The organism is Streptomyces sp. JLYT201, from assembly GCF_059448825.1.
Genome location: NZ_CM182551.1, coordinates 6,250,739 through 6,271,764, shown reverse-complemented (window position 1 = coordinate 6,271,764; position 21,026 = coordinate 6,250,739). Strand labels below are relative to the sequence as shown.

Annotated in this window: 17 protein-coding genes; 10 read left to right on the top strand and 7 right to left on the bottom strand. The window is 74.1% G+C overall.

Going from position 1 to position 21,026, the window contains the following annotated elements; genetic code table 11:
* Positions 1 to 2 precede the first annotated feature (2 nt).
* From AC5WAM_RS26325 to AC5WAM_RS26290, 8 genes are all read left to right on the top strand, one after another.
* The gene (locus AC5WAM_RS26325) at positions 3 to 1,322 is read left to right on the top strand and encodes a 6-phospho-beta-glucosidase (protein WP_366790407.1); all 1,320 of its coding nucleotides are present in this window, start codon (positions 3 to 5) and stop codon (positions 1,320 to 1,322) included.
* Positions 1,313 to 2,290, top strand: coding sequence for an N-acetylglucosamine kinase (locus tag AC5WAM_RS26320; RefSeq protein ID WP_366790406.1), 978 nt, complete (start codon positions 1,313 to 1,315; stop codon positions 2,288 to 2,290). The genes AC5WAM_RS26325 and AC5WAM_RS26320 overlap by 10 nt, the downstream gene beginning before the upstream one ends.
* A 362-nt stretch (positions 2,291 to 2,652) precedes the next feature.
* A complete protein-coding gene (locus AC5WAM_RS26315) occupies positions 2,653 to 4,107 on the top strand; it encodes a GlnX family signal transduction membrane protein (protein WP_366790405.1) in 1,455 nt (484 codons plus the stop codon).
* 40 nt (positions 4,108 to 4,147) lie between these two features.
* Positions 4,148 to 5,176 carry a glutamate ABC transporter substrate-binding protein gene (locus AC5WAM_RS26310; protein WP_495518993.1) on the top strand — a complete coding sequence of 343 codons (1,029 nt, stop codon included), beginning with the start codon at positions 4,148 to 4,150 and terminating at the stop codon, positions 5,174 to 5,176.
* A 78-nt stretch (positions 5,177 to 5,254) separates the two neighbouring features.
* Positions 5,255 to 6,574, top strand: coding sequence for a coiled-coil domain-containing protein (locus tag AC5WAM_RS26305; RefSeq protein WP_366790403.1), 1,320 nt, complete (start codon positions 5,255 to 5,257; stop codon positions 6,572 to 6,574).
* Positions 6,571 to 9,186: a serine/threonine-protein kinase gene (locus AC5WAM_RS26300; RefSeq protein WP_495518992.1), complete on the top strand. Its 2,616-nt coding sequence runs from the start codon at positions 6,571 to 6,573 to the stop codon at positions 9,184 to 9,186. The genes AC5WAM_RS26305 and AC5WAM_RS26300 overlap by 4 nt, the downstream gene beginning before the upstream one ends.
* 2 nt (positions 9,187 to 9,188) lie before the next feature.
* Complete coding sequence (locus AC5WAM_RS26295; RefSeq protein WP_495518991.1) at positions 9,189 to 10,538, top strand: PP2C family protein-serine/threonine phosphatase; 1,350 nt, start codon at positions 9,189 to 9,191, stop codon at positions 10,536 to 10,538.
* A 140-nt stretch (positions 10,539 to 10,678) separates the two neighbouring features.
* On the top strand, positions 10,679 to 12,022 hold the full coding sequence (locus tag AC5WAM_RS26290; RefSeq protein WP_495518990.1) for a vWA domain-containing protein: 1,344 nt from the start codon (positions 10,679 to 10,681) through the stop codon (positions 12,020 to 12,022).
* A gap of 263 nt (positions 12,023 to 12,285) precedes the next feature.
* On the opposite strand, the gene AC5WAM_RS26285 is transcribed toward AC5WAM_RS26290, so the two are convergent.
* A complete protein-coding gene (locus tag AC5WAM_RS26285) occupies positions 12,286 to 12,531 on the bottom strand; it encodes a hypothetical protein (protein WP_249402289.1) in 246 nt (81 codons plus the stop codon).
* Between AC5WAM_RS26285 and AC5WAM_RS26280 the strand changes: the two genes are divergently transcribed.
* Entirely contained in the window at positions 12,530 to 14,113 is a 1,584-nt protein-coding gene (locus tag AC5WAM_RS26280) for an FHA domain-containing protein (RefSeq protein ID WP_495523655.1), read from the top strand. The two genes, AC5WAM_RS26285 and AC5WAM_RS26280, sit on opposite strands and share 2 nt — an antisense overlap.
* Before the next feature lie 44 nt (positions 14,114 to 14,157).
* On the opposite strand, the gene AC5WAM_RS26275 is transcribed toward AC5WAM_RS26280, so the two are convergent.
* Positions 14,158 to 15,147, bottom strand: coding sequence for a methyltransferase domain-containing protein (locus tag AC5WAM_RS26275; protein ID WP_366790398.1), 990 nt, complete (start codon positions 15,145 to 15,147; stop codon positions 14,158 to 14,160).
* 85 nt (positions 15,148 to 15,232) lie between these two features.
* Here AC5WAM_RS26275 and AC5WAM_RS26270 point away from each other — a divergent pair, with 85 nt between their 5' ends.
* A complete protein-coding gene (locus tag AC5WAM_RS26270) occupies positions 15,233 to 15,637 on the top strand; it encodes a globin (protein ID WP_366790397.1) in 405 nt (134 codons plus the stop codon).
* Positions 15,638 to 15,655: 18 nt separating this feature from the next.
* Here AC5WAM_RS26270 and AC5WAM_RS26265 read toward each other — a convergent pair whose 3' ends face one another.
* The 5 genes from AC5WAM_RS26265 to AC5WAM_RS26245 form a co-directional block, all read right to left on the bottom strand.
* Positions 15,656 to 16,342: a DUF8185 domain-containing protein gene (locus AC5WAM_RS26265; protein ID WP_366790396.1), complete on the bottom strand. Its 687-nt coding sequence runs from the start codon at positions 16,340 to 16,342 to the stop codon at positions 15,656 to 15,658.
* Complete coding sequence (locus tag AC5WAM_RS26260) at positions 16,339 to 16,773, bottom strand: acyl-CoA thioesterase (protein ID WP_366790395.1); 435 nt, start codon at positions 16,771 to 16,773, stop codon at positions 16,339 to 16,341. The genes AC5WAM_RS26265 and AC5WAM_RS26260 overlap by 4 nt, the downstream gene beginning before the upstream one ends.
* 1 nt (position 16,774) lies before the next feature.
* Entirely contained in the window at positions 16,775 to 18,439 is a 1,665-nt protein-coding gene (ettA, locus tag AC5WAM_RS26255; protein ID WP_138959796.1) for an energy-dependent translational throttle protein EttA, read from the bottom strand.
* Between the two features lie 179 nt (positions 18,440 to 18,618).
* Entirely contained in the window at positions 18,619 to 20,163 is a 1,545-nt protein-coding gene (locus tag AC5WAM_RS26250; protein ID WP_495518989.1) for a Cys-Gln thioester bond-forming surface protein, read from the bottom strand.
* A 307-nt stretch (positions 20,164 to 20,470) separates the two neighbouring features.
* Positions 20,471 to 20,995: a single-stranded DNA-binding protein gene (locus AC5WAM_RS26245; RefSeq protein WP_366790393.1), complete on the bottom strand. Its 525-nt coding sequence runs from the start codon at positions 20,993 to 20,995 to the stop codon at positions 20,471 to 20,473.
* Between the last annotated feature and the right edge of the window lie 31 nt (positions 20,996 to 21,026).

Below are 21,026 nucleotides of genomic sequence, written 5' to 3'. Positions count from 1 at the left end.
CAATGAAGCTCGCAGTGGTCGGCGGAGGCTCGACCTACACACCCGAACTCATCGACGGCTTCGCGCGGTTGAGGGACACCCTGCCGATCGAGGAGCTCGTCCTCGTCGACCCGGCGGCGGAGCGCCTCGAACTCGTCGGCGGCCTCGCCCGGCGCATCTTCGCCAAGCAGGGCCACCCGGGCCGGATCGTCACCACGTCCGACGTGGACGCGGGCGTCGCCGACGCCGACGCGGTCCTGCTCCAGCTGCGCGTCGGCGGCCAGGCCGCCCGCCAGCAGGACGAGACCTGGCCCCTGGAGTGCGGCTGCGTCGGCCAGGAGACGACCGGAGCGGGCGGCCTGGCCAAGGCGCTGCGCACCGTCCCGGTGGTCCTGGACATCGCCGAGCGCGTGCGCCGCACCAACCCGAACGCCTGGATCATCGACTTCACCAACCCGGTCGGCATCGTCACCCGCGCGCTGCTCCAGGCCGGGCACAAGGCCGTCGGCCTGTGCAACGTGGCGATCGGCTTCCAGCGGAAGTTCGCCGCGCACCTGGGCGTGGACCCGGCGCGGGTGCACCTGGACCACGTGGGCCTGAACCATCTGACCTGGGAGCTCGGCGTCCGGCTCGGCGGCCCCGAGGGCGAGAACGTCCTGCCGGGCCTCCTCGCCGAGCACGGCGAGGCCGTCGCAGCCGACCTGCGCATGCCGCAGACCCTGGTGGACCGCCTCGGCGTCGTCCCCTCCTACTACCTGCGCTACTACTACCAGCACGACGAGGTCGTGCGGGAGCTGGCCACCAAGCCCTCCCGGGCGGCCGAAGTCGCCGAGATGGAACGGCAGTTGCTGGCGATGTACGGCGACCCGGCCCTGGACGAGAAGCCGGAGCTGCTCGCCAAGCGCGGCGGCGCCTTCTACTCGGAGGCGGCCGTGGACCTCGCGGCGTCCCTCCTCGGCGAGACCAGCAGCGGGCCCGAAGGGCCCTCCGTTGAGGGTGGCGGCGGGAGACGGGCGGGCGGCAGCCCGTACCAGGTGGTCAACACCTACAACAACGGCACGCTCCCCTTCCTCCCCGACGACGCGGTCATCGAGGTCCAGGCCTCCGTCGGCAAGGACGGCGCCACGCCGCTGGCCGTCCCGTCGCTCGACCCGCTCTTCTCCGGCCTGGTCGCGAGCGTCACGGCGTACGAGGACCTGGCGCTGCACGCGGCCCTGCACGGCGGCCGCGACCGCGTCTTCAAGGCGCTGCTCGCCCACCCGCTGGTCGGCCAGTACGCGTACGCGGAGCAGCTCACCGACAAGCTCGTCGCGCACAACCGGGAGCACCTGGCGTGGGCCTGAGTCCCGTGCTCGCCATCGACGCGGGCAACAGCAAGACCGACGTCGCGGTGGTCGCGGCCGACGGCAGCGTCGTCGGCACGGCCCGCGGCGGCGGATTCCGGCCCCCGCAGGACGGCGTCGAGACGGCCGTGGACGTCCTCGCGGACGCCGTGGGCCGGGCCCTGCGGGAAGCGGGCCTGACGTCCGTCGGCCACGTCTCGGCCTGCCTGGCCAACGCCGACCTCCCGGTCGAGGAGCGGGAGCTCGCCGACGCGCTGCGCCGCCGCGGCTGGGGCGGGACCGTCGACGTGCGCAACGACACCTTCGCGGTGCTGCGCGCGGGCCTCCTGGAGGACGCGGAGCCGCGCGGCGTCGCCGTGGTGTGCGGCGCGGGCGTCAACTGCGTGGGCATGCTGCCCGACGGGCGCACCGCCCGCTTCCCCGCCATCGGCAAGATCTCCGGTGACTGGGGCGGGGGCGGCGGGCTCGCCCAGGAGGCCCTGTGGCACGCCGCCCGCGCCGAGGACGGGCGCGGCGGGCCCACCGCGCTGATGCGGGACCTGCCCGCGCACTTCGGGCTCGACTCCATGTACGCGCTCATCGAGGCGCTGCACCTGGGCCACGTCGAGGCGGTGCGCCAGCACGAGCTGACGCCCGTGCTCTTCGCCACGGCCGCCGCGGGTGACGCGGTCGCGCGGGCGCTGGTGGAGCGGATGGCGGAGGAGATCGTCGCCATGGCCGCGGTGGCGCTCGCCCGCCTCGGCCTCCTGGAGGAGGAGGCGCCCGTGCTCCTGGGCGGCAGCGTGCTGGCCGCGCGCCACCGTCTCCTGGACGACGGCGTACGCTCCCTGCTCGCCGAGCGCGCGCCCAAGGCCGTGCCCCGCGTGGTCACCGAACCCCCCGTCCTGGGCGCAGCCCTCCTCGCCCTGGACACCACGGCCGCCCCGCCCTCCGCCTACGCCCGCCTCCGCGACCACTACGCCTTCTGACCCCGGCTCAAAGCACCGCGCTACCGCGCTTGTCCTCAAACGCCGGACGGGCTGGTTGGCCCCGCCGCACGCCGTCGTTCGACTGACCGCCGAACGACGGCGCGCAGGCCGCCAGGTCGGGGCCCGACCGGCTCGTCGGGTGTCACGGGTGGGGGCGGTGGGAGAGATCCCGCCGCGGCGGCGGTGCGGAAGGGAACCGGAGCGCGGTCGAGCGCGTGTTCCAAAGTGCGCGGCCCACCGCAATCCGCACAAGATCGAGGCAAGCCCCGTGCGGATCCCCGCCCCGACGGCGATACTTGCGGCCGAGCACCACTTCCCGCCCGAGGCCCGGGGCCCAGGAAGAGACGGCGGTGCCACGTCCGATGACCAAGGGGGAGGTCGAGGCCCAGGTGACACACCCGCCAGCAGCACCCGAGGCACCGCCCGCGGCGCAGCCCGCCGCGCAGCCCGCGGCTCTGCCGAAGCCGCCGCCCAAGGCCCCCGCGCGGGAGCCCGCCTGGGCGGAGGGCGTCAAGCGCCTGCGCAAGGCGGCCACCACGGAGCCGGGCAGGCTCCGCGTCATCGGCGCGGTCCTCGCCGCCCTGGTCCTGGCGTTCGGCGCGGTCACCACCTGGGAGACGACGTCGCGCGCGGACGCCGCGGACCGCGTGCTGCACCGCAGCCAGCCGCTGAGCGCGGACGCCGCCGCGATCTACCGCTCCCTCGCGGACGCCAACACGGCCGCGTCGACCGGCTTCCTGGGCGGCGGCCAGGAGCCCGCGAACATAAGGGAGCGCTACCAGCGGGACATCGAGCGGGCCAGCGAGAAGCTGGCCACGGCCGCGGCGAACGCGGGCACCGGCGGCAACGGCTCGTCGGCCGCGGCGATCAGCGCGCTCAACAAGCTGCTGCCCCGGTACACGTCCCTGATCGAGCGGGCCCGCGCCAACAACCGCCAGGGCCTGCCCCTCGGCGGCGCCTATCTGCGGTACGCCAACGACACCATGCAGACCCGCATGCTCCCCGCCGCGGAGAAGCTCTACAAGGCCGAGAACCAGCGCCTGGACGACGACTACGCCGACGCCGAGCCCTACCCGTGGGCCTCGCTGGCCCTCGGCGCCCTCGCCCTGGCCGCGCTCGTGTGGGCCCAGCGCCGCAACTACCGGCGCACGAACCGGGTGTTCAACGCGGGCCTCCTCGCCGCCAGCACGGCCGCCGCCGTCGTCCTGCTGTGGCTCGTCGTCGGCCACACCGTGGCCCGCTCCGGCCTCAGCACCTCGTACGACGACGGCGTACGGTCCCTGACCGTCCTCAACGACGCCCGGATCAGCTCCCTCAAGGCGCGGGGCAACGAGAACCTGACCCTGGTCAGCAGGGGCGCGGAGACGACCGAGGACGGCAAGGACAAGTTCGACACCGCCTACCAGGAGCAGATGCGGCGGCTCGCGGGCGGGTCCGGGCTGCTCGCGCAGGCGGCCCGGCTGGCCGACGACGGCGCGGGGCAGCGCCCGGTCGCGGCCGCGGCGGACAACGTGACCGAGTGGAAGGCCCGGCACAAGTCGGCCCGCGCCAGCGACGACGCGGGCTCCTACGAGGCCGCGCTCGACAAGGTCATCGGCTCCGAGAGCACCAAGGGCACGTCGACGGGCGAGTCCTTCGACAATGTGGACAGCGCCCTGGACACGGCGCTCGCGCACGAGCAGCGCGAGTTCCAGCAGGCCGCGCAGGACGGCAAGGGCGCGATGACGGGCCTGCCCGTCGGCGCCGCCGTGCTCGCGGTCCTCGGCGCGGCGGGCGCGGTGCTCGGCATCGGCCGCAGGCTGTCGGAGTACCGGTGAGCGGGGCAGGGGTGACGGGGTGAAGGGAGGCACGCGGACGATGCGTACGCGACGTGACGGGACTCGGTGGCACGGCGGGGGCGTGGCGCGGCTGCGCGGCTGGGGAGGCGTGGCCACGATGGCGCTCGCCTGCCTCCTGGCGACCGCCCTGGTCCTGGTCCTGCCCCGGCTCAGCGACGGCGGCGGCAACAGCGCGGCGCGGAAGGCCGGTTCGCGGGGCGCCGAGAAGCTCACGCAGGCCGCGCCCGCGCGCGCCGACGAGGAGTGCGAGGAGCCGGAGCGCAGCCTGCGGCCCTCGCCCAAGGACGGCCCGGTGCTCGAAGCGATCAAGAAGCGCAAGGTCAGGAAGCTCGTCGTGGGCGTCGACCAGAACAGCTTCCGCTGGGGTTACCGCGACCCGAACAAGGAGAAGGGCGAGCTGGAGGGGTTCGACATCGACCTCGCCCGTGAGATCGCCGAACGCCTGCTCGGCGACCGGAAGGCGGTGGTGTTCCGGGCGATCCCCACCAACCAGCGCATCCCCGCCCTCCAGAGCGGCCAGGTCGACATGGTGGTCCGCACCATGACCATCAACTGCGCCCGCGTCGAGCAGGTCGACTTCTCGACGGCCTACTTCGAGACCGGCCAGCAGGTGCTCGCCCCCAGGACGTCCACCATCACCGGCTACAACGACACCCTCAAGGGCAAGCGCGTGTGCTCGGCGGCGGGCTCCACGGCGGAGGCCGCCCTCAAGGAGAAGAGCTTCGGTGCCGACATCAAGACCACGGTGCCGAACCAACTCGACTGCCTGGTACGGCTCCAGCTGGGCCAGGTGGACGCGGTCCTCACCGACGGCGCGCTCGCCGCGGGCCAGGCCGCCCAGGACCCGACGGTCGCGCTGAAGGGCAAGGCGTTCACCACCGAGTACTACGGCGTGGCGATGAAGAAGGGCGCCGACGACCTGGTCCGCCGGGTGAACGACGTCCTGGAGGACTACCGCAAGGACGGCTGGAAGAAGTCGTACGACGCCTGGCTCGCCGACGACCTGGGCTCATCGGCCCGCCCGCCGAAGCCGAAGTACAAGGACTGACCCGACGAGACCCGGCGAGACCCGACAACTGGACCGACGGCACACAAGAGTTGGCAACGCAGAGCGGAGAGGTGATCGATGAGCGTCGCGGGACCCCCCGGCCCCGTCATGGACCGGGACGAGGTGGACCGTGCCCTTGCCCGCCTCGACGCCGAACACGAGGCGATCGAGACCTCGCTCCTCGCCCTCCAGGACCACGCCGGCCGCCGTCTGCTCGAAGGCGCCCGGCTCACCGGCACCACCCAGGAGCGGTGGCTCGGCGCCGAGCGCCAGATCACGCTCCTGTGGACGTACTTCGACGCGTACGCGGGCGCCCTGCGCACCGCCCGCGAGGTGCGCGAGCGCAGGCGCTGGCCCAGCCGTGACGACCTGACGGAGCTGACGCTGCTCCTTCGCGGCGAGAGCGTCACGCTCGCGGGCGGGTCCGCGGCGGGCGCCGCCCCCTCGATCACCGGTCCCGCCAGGCTCACCGAGCGGTTCACCCTCGAAGAGCTGGTCGCGCGGATGAACGACCTGTACGCGCACTCCCTGGACACGGTCGTCGCCGCGGACGCCGTCTGGTCGGCGCTGCCCGCCCGCATCGACCTGCTCGCCGCCGAACTCCAGCGCACCCGGCAGCTCGCGCACTCCGTGGGCGTGCGCCCCGGCGAGCACCCCTCGGGCGACGACCTGGAGGACATCACGCGGGAGCTGGCCCTGCTGCGCGAGCAGGTGGTGTCCGACCCCCTCGCGTTCTGGCAGCCCGCGCCGGGCAGTTCGGCCCCCGGCGGCGGCCGCCCGCACACCGACCGCTACGACACGGCGGCCCGCGCCCTGGAGGACGTGCGCCGCGAGATCGACGCCGTGCTCACCGTGCGCCAGGACGCCGAGGCCCGGCTCGGCAAGCTGCGCGACCTCCTGTCGCGCGCGGACCGCACCCTCGCCGAGGCCCGCTCCGCGCGCGGCGAGGTCCTCGCGAAGATCGCCGCGTCCGAGGTGCCCGCCGTCTCCGGACCGCCGACGGCCCTCCAGGAGCAGCTGGCCATGGCCGCCGACTACCGCCGCAACGCGCAGTGGCACCGGCTCTCGCCGCTCCTCGAGTCCCTGGAGCGGAAGGCCGAGGACGAACTCCTGCGCGCCCGCGACTCGCTGACCGCCGTCACCGCGCCGCTCGCGGTCCGCGCGGAGCTGCGCGGCCGCCTCGACGCGTACAAGGCGAAGGTCGCCCGGCACGGCCTCGCCGAGGACCCGTTCCTCATCGAGCGGTACGACACCGCGCGGCGGATGCTCTGGAGCGCGCCGTGCGACCTGCGCGTCGCCGAGCAGGCGGTGCTGCGCTTCCAGCAGGCCGCCGCCGAGGCCCTGGCACCGCGGGTCCCGCAACCGGGCGGGCCCGCCGACCGGAGGGGGGACGCATGAGCGAGCACACGGCCGGAGGGCCCGCGGGGCCGCGGCCCTGCCAGCGGCCCGGCTGCACCGGCGCGTACGAGGACGTGGGCGGCGGCGAGCTGTACTGCGACACCTGCGGGCTCGCCCCGGTCGTCTCGCCGCACGGCATGGTGGGCTCGCCCGCGACCGGCATCACCGGCGGCGCCAAGGGCTCCGGCGCCTCGGGCCGGTCCGCCTCCGCCCGCTCCACGCGGGGCAGTTCGCGCTCCTCGCGCTCCCAGTCGTCGCGCCGCTCGGTCTCCGGCCGCCTGTCGCGCTCCCTGTCGGGACGCACGTCGTCGCGGTCGGTCTCCGTGCGCAGCTCGGGCACGTCCAGCGGCTCCTCGGCCCGCGCCCGCCTCGGCATGGGCCTGGTCGCCGTGCCGGGGGTGCCGCGCCCCGACCCGCGCGGCGCGGTGCAGCGCGACCCCGAGGTGCCCGAGCGCAAGCGGTTCTGCTCGCGCTCCGACTGCGGCGCCCCGGTGGGCCGCGCGCGCGGCGACCGGCCGGGGCGCACGGAGGGCTTCTGCACCAAGTGCGGCCACCCGTACTCCTTCGTGCCCAAGCTGCACCCGGGCGACGTCGTGCACGGCCAGTACGAGGTCGTGGGCTGCCTCGCGCACGGCGGCCTCGGCTGGGTGTACCTGGCGGTGGACCGCGCGGTGTCCGACCGCTGGGTGGTCCTCAAGGGCCTGCTCGACACGGGCGACCAGGACGCCATGGCCGCCGCGATCGCCGAGCGCCGCTTCCTCGCCGAGATCGAGCACGCCAACATCGTGCGGATCTACAACTTCGTCGAGCACCTGGACCAGCGCACGGGCTCCATGGACGGCTACATCGTCATGGAGTACGTGGGCGGCAAGTCCCTCAAGGAGATCGCCAACGGCCGCCGCACCCCGGGCGGCAAGCGGGACCCGCTGCCGGTCGAGCAGGCCTGCGCGTACGGCATCGAGGCCCTGGAGGCCCTCGGCCATCTGCACAGCCGCAACCTGCTGTACTGCGACTTCAAGGTCGACAACGCCATCCAGACCGAGGACCAGCTCAAGCTGATCGACATGGGCGCGGTCCGCCGCATGGACGACACCGAGTCCGCGATCTACGGCACGGTGGGCTACCAGGCGCCGGAGGTCGCGGAGGTCGGCCCTTCCGTGGCGTCCGACCTGTACACGGTGGCGCGCACCCTCGCGGTCCTCACCTTCGACTTCCAGGGCTACACCAGCGTCTTCGTGGACCTGCTGCCCGACCCCGACCACATCGAGGTCTTCCGCCGCTACGAGTCCTTCTACCGGCTGCTCGTCCGGGCCACCGACCCCGACCCGGCCCGCCGCTTCGCCTCGGCACAGGAGATGGCCGAGCAGCTGACGGGCGTCCTCCGCGAGGTGGTGGCCCTCCAGAGCGGCCGCCCGCGCCCCGCCCTCTCCACCTTGTTCGGCCCGGAACTGAAGGTCACGGACACGGAACTGTTCGGCGAGGTGGAGGGCGACGTATCGCTCCTCGGCCCGCGCACCGCCGCCGCTGGCGCCGCGGGCCCGGCGCCCACTGCCGTTCCCGCTGTGCCCCACGCCCGTTCGGCCGGGGTCCCCGCCGAGGAGAACGGCGCCCCGGCAGCGGCGCCCGTCCCCGTGAAGCCCCTGGACGCTCCCGCCGCGGCCCTGGCCCTGCCCGTCCCCAGAGTCGACCCCGCCGACCCCAACGCCGGCTTCCTCGCGGGCCTCGTGGACTCCGCGGGCGGCGGCGAACTCCTGGCCGCCCTCCAGGCGGCCCCCGCCCGCTCCGCCGAACTCCGTCTGCGCGAGCTCCGCGTCCGCCTCACTCTGGGCGAACACACCCTGGCCGGGCACGCCCTGGAGGACCTGGAGCGGGACTACCCGGACGACTGGCGGGTCGTCTGGTACCGGGGCGTCGCCGCCCTGGCCACCGGCGACCACGAGAACGCGGCCCTGTCCTTCGACGCGATCTACGACGCGTTCCCCGGCGAGCCCGCGCCGAAGCTGGCCCTCGGCCTGTGCGCCGAGGTCCTCGGCCAGCTCGACAACGCCGCCGAGTACTACCGCCTCGTGTGGACCACCGACCCGAGCTACGTCAGCGCCGCCTTCGGCCTGGCCCGCGTCCAGCTGGCCACCGGCGACCGCGCGGGCGCCGTGCGGACCCTGGAGTCCGTGCCGGAGTCGTCGATCCACTACACGGCGGCCCGGGTCGCCGCGGTGCGGGCGCGGCTGCGACGGCGTATGACGTTCGACACGGCCCAGGGGCCGGGGGCGGGCTTCCTGGACGACCTGACGGCCGCAGCCGGGCAGGTGGAGGCCCTCGCGGGCTTCGGGCTCGACGCGGTGCGCAGGGAGCACCTGTCGACCGAGGTGCTCGGCACCGCGCTCGACTGGGTACTCTCCGGTAGGCACTCTGGTCACGCTTCCGCCCCGTCGACGGCCTCCGGCGACCGGCACGCGCGGACCGTACTGCTCGGCAGCGATCTGGACGAGCGCGGCCTCCGGTTCGGTCTGGAGCGCGCGTACCGGACGCTCGCCCGGCTCGCCCAGGGTGGCGAGGAGAGGATCGAACTGGTGGAGCGGGCAAACCGTTTCCGCCCCCGGACGTGGGTGTGAGGATGTCGGAAATGCACCAACCGGCGGCCCTGTCGACGTGTCCCAGCTGCGAGTGGCCCCTGGATACGGGCGACTTGTACTGCGGCGCGTGCGGCTACCACCTCTCGGCGGCTCCGGTGCCACCGGACGACCGCCCCACGCTGGTGATCAACGGCTTGCCCCGCACCGCCCCCGAGCCCCCGGCGGCGCCCCCCGCGGCTCCCCCGGACGGGCCCGACGCGTGGCCCGCCGCCCCCGACGCCGCGCGCGGCGCCCGGGGCGACATCGCCGCGAGCGAGACCCAGGACGCCGACGACGTACGCGTACGGGAGAGCGCCGACGCGCGGGACGGGCACGCGGGCCGGGACGAGGCGGCCGAGCCCGACGACTATCCGCTGCCCGCACCCGACCCGCGCGCCGGGGCCCCGGCGCCCCCCGCGGCGGAGCCCGCCGCGGGGACCAAGGTCTGTGTCGCCTGCCGCGCGGGCAGCGTCGCACCGGACGGCTACTGCGAGAACTGCGGGCACGCCCAGCCGCGCGAGCGCGACCACATGGAGCGGGAGCTCGACGCGGTCGCCGCCGTCAGCGACCGCGGTCTGCGCCACCACCGCAACGAGGACGCCTTCGCGATCTCCACGGCCGCCCTGCCCGACGGCTCCCCCGCCGTCGTCGCGATCGTCTGCGACGGCGTCTCCTCGGCGACCCGCCCCGACGAGGCCTCCGCGGCCGCGGCCCGCGCCGCCGACGCCTCCCTGCGGGCGGCCCTGCCGCGCGGCACCCATCCGCAGCAGGCCATGCACGACGCGATCGTCGCCGCCGCCGACGCCGTCAACGCCCTCGCGGACGAGCCCGCCGCGGCCCGCGAGCACCACCCGCACCAGAACGCGCCCGCCTGCACCCTGGTCGGCGCCGTCGTCACCGGCGGCCTCCTCGTCGTCGGCTGGGTCGGCGACAGCCGCGTCTACTGGGTCCCCGTCGACCGCACGGGCCCCGCCGTCCGCCTCACCGAGGACGACTCCTGGGCCGCCCAGATGGTCGCCGCGGGCCTGATGAACGAGGCCGAGGCGTACGCCGACGAGCGCGCCCACGCCATCACGGGCTGGCTCGGCGCCGACGCGTACGAACTGGAGCCGCACACCGCTTCCTTCAAACCGGACCGTGCGGGTGTAGTGGTGGTGTGCACCGACGGCCTGTGGAACTACGCGGAGGCGGCCGAGGAGATGGCCGCGGCCGTGCCCGCGGACGCCGCCGAACGGCCGCTGCACAGCGCCCAGGTGCTCGTCGGCCACGCCCTCGACGGCGGCGGCCACGACAACGTAACAGTGGCGGTCCTGCCGTTCCCGGCCGCGTCGCGAGGGGCAGGATCGGCCTAGCGGTCCGGGCGCGACGCCGTCGCCCGCGCCGGGACCTTCGTGCGGTACGAGCCCCGACGGGCTGCCGTGCACCCGTACTTCATGCGCGCGCCCACACCGTGGGACCGCCGTGGGAACCGTCTCAGGGGGGAACAGCAACCATGGCCAATTTCTTCAAGTCGAGCGTCCCGCAGTTCACCGTCGACGTCTATCAGAACGAGTACCTCCCGGAGGGCGGCCGCGAGGTCAACGCGATCGCCACGGTGACCTCCACCGGCGGCGGCACCATCGGCTCCGCCGTCAGCGCGCCCCATCTGTACGCGGCGGGCCAGGGCCCGGACGCCGCCGTCGCCATCATGGTCGACTGCTCGGGCTCCATGGACTACCCGCCGACGAAGATGCGCGGCGCCCGCGACGCCACGGCCGCCGCCGTGGACGCCCTGCGCGACGGCGTGCACTTCGCCGTCATCGGCGGCACCCACGTCGCCAAGGAGGTCTACCCCGGTGGCGGCCGCCTCGCCGTCGCGGGCCCGCAGACCCGCGCCCAGGCCAAGGAGGCCCTGCGCAAGCTCAGCGCGGGCGGCGGCACCGCCATCGGCACCTGGCTGCGCCTTGCCGACCGGCTGCTCGCCTCCGCCGAGGTGTCGATACGGCACGGCATCCTGCTCACCGACGGGCGCAACGAACACGAGTCGCCGGACGCCCTGCGCGCCTCCCTCGACGCCTGCGCGGGCCGCTTCACCTGCGACGCCCGCGGCGTCGGCACCGACTGGGAGGTGAAAGAGGTCACAGGGATCGCCTCCGCGCTGCTCGGCACCGCCGACATCGTCGCCGACCCCGCGGGCCTCGCCGACGACTTCACGCGCATGATGGAGACGGCCATGGGCAAGGAGGTCGCCGACGTCAGCCTGCGGCTGTGGACCCCGATGGGCGTCGAGATCGTCTTCGTCAAGCAAGTGGCGCCCACCGTCGAGGAGTTGACCGACCGGCGCACCGAGGCCGGGCCGCGCGCGGGCGACTACCCGACCGGGTCCTGGGGCGACGAGTCCCGCGACTACCACGTCTGCGTCCGCGTCCCGGGCGCCGAGCTCGGCCAGGAGATGCTCGCCGCCCGCGTCTCCCTGGTGGTGCCGCAGCACGACGGCACCGTACAGACGCTGTCCCAGGGCCTGGTGCGGGCGGTGTGGACCGACGATCTGGCGGCGTCCACCTCCATCAATCCGCAGGTCGCGCACTACACCGGCCAGGCCGAGCTGGCCCAGGTGATCCAGCAGGGCCTGGACGCCCGCAAGCTGGGCGACCTCGACGGCGCAACGGCCAAGCTGGGCCGGGCCGTTCAGCTCGCGAGCGCCTCCGGCAACGAGGACACCGCGAAGCTGCTTTCGAAGGTGGTGGACGTCGTGGACGCCACGACAGGTACTGTTCGATTGAAGGCGCGCGTCGCCGAGGCCGACGAGATGACGCTCGAGACGCGCTCGACGAAGACCGTGCGCGTGAAGAAGTAGCACGAGCCGGCGAACGTGTCCCTCGTCATACGACGGCACGGAGCGTCGTGATACGACGGCGCAGTACAGCTACGTCTGCCCGTACCGGACAAGCACCGCACACGGCCCTCGGGCCGGAGAAGGAGAGGGGGAAGCGCCGACATGCCGACCTGCCCGAACGGACACCAGTCGGGTTCCGACGACTGGTGCGAGGTCTGCGGTCACCGCATGGCCGGTGCCGTACCGCCGCCGCCCTCTCCGCCGCCCCCGGCCGCCGGGTACGGCTATCCGCCGCCGGGGCCCGGTGGCCGGCCCGGCCCCGGGCAGCCCGGCCCGCCGCCCGCGCCCGGCGGCCGCCCGCACCTGTCCGCGGTGCCGGACCGCGAGCCCCAGCTGTGCCCCCAGTGCCGCACCCCCCGCGAGGCGAACGCGCCGTTCTGCGAGGAGTGCCGCTGGAACTTCCTGACGAACACGGCGACGTCGTACACGCCCGCCGCGCCGAACCCGCCGCTGCCCACGTCCGCGGGCATGCCCGGCCCCGGCGGGGCGCCCGGCGGCCCGCCGCGGCCCGGCTTCGACGGGTCCGCCGGGCCTGGTGGGCCCGGTCCGCACGGTGGGCCCGGCGGTCCGGCTGGACCTGGTGGGCCTGGCGGTCCCGGTGGACGCGGTCCGTTCGGTGGGCCCGAGGGGCCCGGCGGTCCCGGGCGTGCGCCGGGTGGTCCCGGTGGGCCCGGCGGTCCTGGTGGTACTGGTCCGTTCGGTGGGCCCGGGGGTCCCGGTGCGGCCGGGGGTCCCGGTGGAACGGGCGGCCCCGGGGGCCCTGGCGTGCCTGGCGGCCGTGGGCCGTTCGGTGGGGCTGACGGTCCTGGTGGGCCTGGCGGTCCCGGTGGACCTGGCGGCCCGGGTCCGGGTGGGCAGGGCGGTCCTGGCGGTCCCGGCGGTCCCGGCGCGTTCGGTGGCCCGGAGGGTCCCGGCAGGCCTGGCGGTCCCGGTGGCCCCGGCCCGGGTGGTCCCGGCCCCGCGGGCAGCCCTGGTCCGTTCGGTGGCCCGGAAGGTCCCGGCGGCGCCCGTCCCTTCGGCGAGGGCCCCGGTGGATCCGGTGCGCCCCGCCCCTTCGGCGAGGGCCCTGGTGGGCCTGGCGGCCCTGGCAGCGGTCCCGGCGGACCCGGTGGGCCCCGCCCGTTCGGCGGCCCGGAAGGCCCCGGCGGGCCCGGTGGCCCCCGTCCCTTCGGCGGCCCCGGCGCGCCCGAAGGCCCCGGCGGGCCGGGCAGCGGGCCTGGGGGACCTGGCGGGCCTGGCGGGCCTGGCGGGCCTGGTGGTCCCGGAGGCTCCGGCGACCCGAACCCCGGTTCCCAGTTCCCCCCGTCCGCGGGCTCCGGCTCCGGCTCCGGCCACGACTCCTTCGACTACCAGGGCTCCCGCCCCTCGCAGGTGAACCGTCCCGCCGAGCCGATCCCGCCCTTCGGCGGCGGCCCGTCCACGACGCCGCCCGGCGGACCGGGGAGCGGCGCGCCGCAGGGGTTCCAGCAGGGTCCCCCCGCGCCGCCCGCGTTCCCGCGCGAGACCGGTGCTCCGCAGGGGCCCCCGCCGCCGGGCCCCGGCCCGTCGGGTCCGCTGACCGGTGGCGGGGACGACTGGGTCATCTCGCCGCCCTCGGCCGAGGCCCCCGCGCAGGGCTTCCCGCCCCAGGGGCAGCCGCAGGGCCCGGGGACCTGGACCGCGACCGTCGGCCCCGACCGCGAGTACTTCATGGCGATGATGCAGCGCAGCGGCCCCGAGGCCGCGGGCCTGAACCTGCCCGCGTACTCGCCCGAGCAGCACCGCCCGCTGGTCGGCAACCAGGTCACGATCGGCCGCCGCCGGCACTCCACCGGTGACACCCCCGACATCGACCTGTCGGTGCCGCCGGAGGACCCGGGCGTATCGCACCAGCACGCGATCCTGGTCCAGCAGCCCGACGGCGGCTGGGCGGTCGTCGACCAGAACTCGACCAACGGCACCACGGTCAACGGCGGCGAGGAGCCCATCCAGCCGTTCGTCCCCGTCCCGCTCCAGGACGGCGACAAGGTGCACGTGGGCGCCTGGACGACGATCACCGTCCGCCGCGACTGACCCCAGCGCGCACAGCACGACCCCGAAGGGCCGTACGCCCGCCGTCACAGCGGCCAGGCGTACGGCCCTTCGGGGTCGTCCAGCCACGCCCACGCGTACTCCCCGCTGACCGTCACCCCGAACCGCTCCCGCACCGGCCGCCGCTCCCGCTGCCACAGCGCGAGCGCCTCGTACGGATCCAGGGTCCCGGCTGTCAGCTCCAGGAGGAAGCGGAACAGCTCGCTCTGCAACGCCCGGCGCGGCAGCCCCCCGAGCTGCGGCTCCTGCGCCGTCCGGCCGCTGCCGCCGCGCAGCGGCACGAAGTACGCGGGCGTGTGCAGGAACCGCCCCTCCGCGTGCGTGGCGTCCCGCACCCGCAGCGCGATGAGCCCCGTCGCCAGGGGCGCGAGCACGAGGGCCCCGGGACGGCACTGCGCCAGCCACGGCCTCGGCACCGCGTTCAGCGTGCAGGTCGCGACGATCCGGTCGTACGGCGCCCGGCGCGCGCACCCCGCGGCCCCGTCCCCGGTGACCACGGTGGGCCGGTACCCGGCCACGGCCAGGTGCCGCCGCGCGGACTCGGTGATCTCCGGGTCCAGGTCGACGGTCGTGACGCGGCCGTCCCCGAGCCGGTGCGCGAGCAGCGCCGCGTTGTAGCCGGTGCCCGCGCCGATCTCCAGGACGTCGTACGGCCCGCCGTCACCGACCCGCAGCTCCACCAGCATCTTGGCCATGAGCGAGGGCTGGCTGCTGGAGGAGAGCAGCTCCCCGTCCCGGACGCGGGTGGCGAGCGGCGCGTCCGCGTACGCCCCGCGCAGCCACCTGGCCCGCCGCACCGGGTCGGGGTCCTCGCCCCACAGCCGCTCGTAGCCCCCGGCCTGGCTCACGTAGTAGTAGGGCACGAACACGTGCCGCGGCACCGCCTCGAACGCCTCCCGCCAGCCGGGATCGCCGTCGAAGGCACCGCCCGCCTCGATGTCCCGCACCAGGGCGGCCCGCGCCTCGGCGGCGACGACGGGGTCGGGTTCGTCCCTGAGCGGAGCTTGCGCACCCATACCCCCACTGTGCTGCCCCCGGCCGCCCGATGCGAGCGGTCCTAAGCCTTCCGTCCTCGGCCACGGCGTCTGAGACCATGGAGAGGTGAATGAGATCCCGCGCGGCACGCTTCAGGAGCAGACCTTCTACGAACAGGTCGGCGGCGAGGAGACCTTCAGGCGCCTGGTGCGCCGGTTCTACGAGGGCGTCGCCGAGGACCCGCTCCTGCGGCCCATGTACCCGGAGGAGGACCTGGGCCCGGCCGAGGAGCGCCTCGTGCTGTTCCTGATGCAGTACTGGGGCGGCCCCCGCACCTACAGCGACAACCGCGGCCACCCGCGGCTGCGCATGCGCCACGCCCCCTTCGCGGTCGACCGCGCGGCCCACGACGCCTGGCTCCGGCACATGCGCGCGGCGGTCGACTCCCTGGACCTCGCCGAGGAGCACGAGCACACGCTGTGGAACTACCTGACCTACGCGGCCGCCTCCATGGTGAACACCCCGGGCTGAGCGGCCCCGCCGTACGCCTCAGGCGGGCGTGACGGACAGCGCTCCGGCGCCCGCCCGCCGCAGCGCGACGGAGCCGTAGGGCGTGCGCAGCCGCAGCCAGACCCCGGCCGACAGCAGGTCGAGGGAGTCCCCCCGCAGGAACCCGAGCGACTGCGCCGCGTGCGCGGCCCGCACGGGCAGCCCCGTGCCCGGCACGACGCGGGACCAGATCTCCCGCCCCACCCGGTCCAGCTCCGCCCTGACCTTCCGCTCCGGCGCCAACTCCTCCACCCGGGCCCGGAATTCGGTGACGGCACTCCGCACCAGGGCCCGCACCTCGGGCGCGGCCGGAAGGCCGGGGACGCGCTCCCAGCCGCCCCGCGGCGGCAGCACACCGGCCCACGGCGGCCCGGTCACGGCGGCGGGCACGGCGGCCGTGCCCGCCGTCCCCGCCGATTCCGCCGAATCTCCCACGGACTCCAGGAACTCGCCCGCGGACACCGTCACGTCGAGCGAGGTGTCCAGCCCGTCCTCGTACGGCTTGGCGAGCCGCGCCGTCCGGATCGCGAGGACCTCGAACGACGGCGGCCGCCCGAACACGGCGAGCGTCTCCCCCGCCGCCTGCAGCCGCACCGCGGCCGCCTTGTCGTAGTGGACCAGGCGGGCCAGGAAGGCGGCCAGGTCCGCCGCCTCCCCCGGGTCCACGAAGTGCAGCCGCACGGTCATGCGACCAGCGCCTCCGCACCGCCCGCGCTGTCGTCCTGGTACTCCTCCAGGACGGCGCGCTCCTCGGCGGTGATCCGCCGGGGGCGCTGCGCCTGCAGGTCGAACGGCACGACGACCGTCGTCGCCCGCACGTACACCTGCTCCGGGTCCTTGATCTCGTACGAGACCGTCAGGGACGCGGCGCCTATCTTCGTCACCCACGACTCGATGGTGACCGGCTCGTGCCGGTGCACCAGCGGCCGCAGATAGTCGATCTCGTGCCGTGCCACCACGGACCCGCCGGAGAACGACGGGCCGTCCTCCGACGAGAGCCGGAACATGAAGTCGATGCGCGCCTCTTCCAAGTACCGCAGGAAGACCGCGTTGTTGACGTGCCCGAAGGCGTCCATGTCCGACCACCGCAGCGGGCAGCTGTACAGATGACGGGCCATGTCAGCCCCGGGTGAGCTTCTTGTACGTGGCGCGGTGCGGACGGGCCGCGTCCGGGCCGAGGCGCTCGATCTTGTTCTTCTCGTACGACTCGAAGTTGCCCTCGAACCAGAACCACTTGGACTCGCCCTCGTACGCCAGGATGTGCGTGGCGACGCGGTCCAGGAACCAGCGGTCGTGGGAGACGACCACGGCGCAGCCCGGGAACTCCAGGAGCGCGTTCTCCAGGGACGACAGGGTCTCGACGTCCAGGTCGTTGGTCGGCTCGTCGAGGAGCAGCAGGTTGCCGCCCTGCTTGAGGGTCAGCGCCAGGTTGAGGCGGTTGCGCTCACCACCGGAGAGCACGCCCGCGGGCTTCTGCTGGTCCGGGCCCTTGAAGCCGAACGCGGACACGTAGGCGCGCGAGGGCATCTCGACCTGGCCGACGTTGATGTAGTCCAGCTCGTCGGAGACGACGGCCCACAGCGTCTTCTTCGGGTCGATGTTCGCGCGGCCCTGGTCGACGTAGGAGATCTTGACGGTGTCGCCGACCTTGATGCTGCCGGCGTCCGGGGTCTCCAGGCCCTGGATCATCTTGAACAGCGTGGTCTTGCCCGCGCCGTTCGGACCGATGACGCCCACGATGCCGTTGCGCGGCAGGGTGAAGCTGAGGTCGTCGATGAGGACCTTCTCACCGAAGGCCTTGGAGAGGTTGTTGACCTCGACGACGATGTTGCCCAGGCGGGGGCCCGGCGGGATCTGGATCTCCTCGAAGTCCAGCTTCCGCATCTTGTCGGCCTCGGCGGCCATCTCCTCGTAGCGGGAGAGCCGCGCCTTGGACTTGGCCTGCCGCCCCTTGGCGTTGGAGCGGACCCACTCCAGCTCTTCCTTGAGGCGCTTGGCGCGCTTGGCGTCCTTCTGGCCCTCGACCTTGAGGCGGGTGGCCTTCTTGTCGAGGTACGTCGAGTAGTTGCCCTCGTAGGGGTGGGCGCGGCCGCGGTCGAGCTCCAGGATCCACTCGGCGACGTTGTCCAGGAAGTACCGGTCGTGGGTGACGGCTACGACGGTGCCCGGGTACTGCGCGAGGTGCTGCTCGAGCCACTGCACGGACTCGGCGTCCAGGTGGTTGGTGGGCTCGTCGAGGAGCAGCAGGTCGGGCGCCTCCAGGAGCAGCTTGCACAGCGCGACACGGCGGCGCTCACCACCGGAGAGGTTGGTGACCGGCCAGTCGCCGGGCGGGCAGCCCAGGGCGTCCATGGCCTGCTCGAGCTGGGTGTCCAGGTCCCACGCGTTCGCGTGGTCGAGGTCCTCCTGGAGCTTGCCCATCTCTTCCATGAGCGCGTCGGAGTAGTCGGTCGCCATCAGCTCGGCGACCTCGTTGAACCGCTTGAGCTTGTCCATGACCTCGCGGGCCCCGTCCTGGACGTTCTCCAGGACGGTCTTGGACTCGTCCAGCGGCGGCTCCTGGAGGAGCATGCCGACGGTGAAGCCGGGGGACAGGAACGCGTCGCCGTTCGACGGCTGCTCCAGACCCGCCATGATCTTCAGCACCGTGGACTTACCGGCGCCGTTCGGACCCACGACACCGATCTTCGCGCCAGGCAGGAAGTTCAAGGTGACGTCGTCGAGGATCACCTTGTCGCCGTGCGCCTTGCGCGTCTTGCGCATGGTGTAGATGTACTCAGCCAAGAGAAACCGTCCGGCAATCAGTGTGTGGGCAGATACACCCCATCTTGCCGTACGGCTAGCCCTCGGAGAAAACCGGATAGCCGTGCGGCCCGCCCGACCCGTGGGGGCCGCCCGCCAGGAGTGCGGGTGGCGGGTCCGGGGCCGGTGGCACACACCGTGGCGGGGCGGTCACGGTGTACTCACTTCTCGGTCGGCGTCGCCTTGTCGGTCCCGGCCGGGTCGTTCTTCTTGCGGAGCAGGAACACCGCGCCGCCGCCGACCACGACCAGGGCGATCGCGAGCCCGGCTATCAGGGGCGTGGCGTTCGACCCGCCGGTCGCCGCGAGGTCGCCGCCCCCGGACGTGCCGCCCGCCGACGCGGGGCTCGGCTGGGGCGCGGGCTGCGCCTTGCCGCCGACGCCGACGACCGCACCGGCTTCGATCCTGCAGTCGAGCACTCCGCTGAAGCGCTTCTCGAAGCCGCCGGGCCCGGTGATCGTGAAGTCGTAGGCCTGGTCCTCCTGGAGCGGGATCGTCACCGTGCGTGACTCACCGGCCTTGATGGTGTGCTTGGCGCCCATCAGGCTGAAGGTGAACGGCGCGTCCCCCTTGTTGCTCGCCGTGATGTCCACGCCGGACTCCGCGCAGTTCTTCTCCGCCGACAGCGCCGGTATCGGGCCCTTGCGCGCCCAGTGCGCGGTCGCCGTCGCGGCCACCGTCGACTCGCTGGAGCCCGCGAGGATCTGCGTCTGGCTCCTGGTCTCGGCGGTGAAGGCCCGCCCGACCGGCACGGTCGTGGACGCCTGCACCTCCAGCGAGGCCATGCCGTCCGGCGTGCCCTTGGGGACGGCGAAGTACAGCTTGCCGCCGTCGGACACCGACTTCACCGGCTTGCCGCTCCTGCCGACGACCCGCACTCCGCTCGCCGGGTCGGCGGGGGGTATGACGGTCACGCTGTCCGCGCCCGTCCGCACGGTCACCGGGCCGAGCCGCTCCCCCGCGCGGCCGGACACGGCGGGCGGCTCCAGGGTCAGCGACGCCTTCGGCTCGGGGCTGGTGCGCGCGCTGCGCTCCAGATAGTCCGCGAGCTTCTCGGCCCGCGGGTCCACCGCCTCCACCTCGACCCCGGCGGTCCGGCCCGCCCCGTCCGACTTGCCCGTCCGCTCAGCCCTCTGCGCCTTCCCGGCCTTTCCGGCCTTCTCCGTCTGCTCCGTCTTCTCCCCAGCCTTGGCCTTCTGGGCCCTCTCCGAGTAGCGCCAGATCGCCACCTGGGTGCCCGCCGCGGCCGTCTCCTCGGTGAGCGAGCCCGCACCCGCCTTGCGGGCCAGCTCCGCCAGGTCGTTCACCTGCGGGTAGGAGTGCTGGAGGATCCAGCGGATCTTGCCCGCGTCGCGGTTGGCGTGCAGGGACGTGCCGCGCCAAGGGGTCTCCTTGTACCGCGCGTCCTTCTGCGTGGGGTTGTGGAGGTCGACGCAGTACGTCTGGAGGGTGCCGCCGTTGTCCACGGACATCTCGAAGAGGCCCGCGGGGACTCGCTGGCTTTCGCCGTCCTCGCGGATGACGGCCTGGCTGTAGGTCGTCAGGCCGTCCAGCGTGGCGGTGGCCCCGCCCCGGTACGGCGGGGCGTCCGTCGCCACGGCCGCCGCCGCGGTGGCTGTCGCGCCCGCGGAGACGAGCCCGGAGGCGACCAGCGCGGCGGCGAGGCGCGCGGCACCCCGGCCCCGTATGGACAACGCAGCAAACACAGAATTCCCCTCCGGGCAGGACCGATTCACATGAGGGGACGGGTCCCGCCAGCAGACTCAAAGCGAGCAGAGTCACCTGCCGAGCACTCCACTCGGGCATCAACTGACCCACGGAGCCACGCCCGGCATCCTAAAGACGCGACGCATCGCCGTTCCCAGTACGACCGTCCGACAACCGATCCGAATCGGAATCGTTATCGGCAACGCCCCCGTTGAGCTGGGCTTATCGATAAATCCATGGTTCCGTTCCCCTCATTTCACAGGGGGACGGCGGGCGTTGGGCGCGGGGGCCGGGTCTGCGGGCGCCTCAGCCGACCGCGGCCGGTTCCGGGTGGGCGTCGGCTGTGGCTTCGGGCTGCGCTCGCAGCGTGGCCGTGGCATCCGCCGCCGCGCCGCTCGCCTTCTCGGCGCCCGGGTCGGTCCCTTCCGCGGGTGACTCCCAGGCGGGCTCGCGCTCCATCGGCGCCTGGGCCGACGCCCTGCCGCGGCGGAACGCGGAGGTCCCCCGCGCCAGGTCGTGACCGATCGCGTGCGCGTCGATGTCCACCGACAGCCAGTGCTGGCCGCCGCGCTCCTCGTCCTTGATCTTCAACCTGCCCTGCACGATGACCTGTTCGCCGAGCGACAGCGAGCTCTGCACATTCAGGCCGAGGGCCCTTCGGGCCCAGACCGTGAAGAAGTTGGTGTGGCCGTCCGCCCACTCGTTGCGCTCACGGTCGAAGTGACGGGGTGTCACCGCGATCCGGAAGCGGGTCACCGGGCCGGACGGCAGCTCCCGGAACACCGGTGTCGTGGCCACCCGCCCCACCACCGTGATCATCGTGTCGTTCATCGTCGGGCCCCTCCCTCGCGCACCGCGTGCG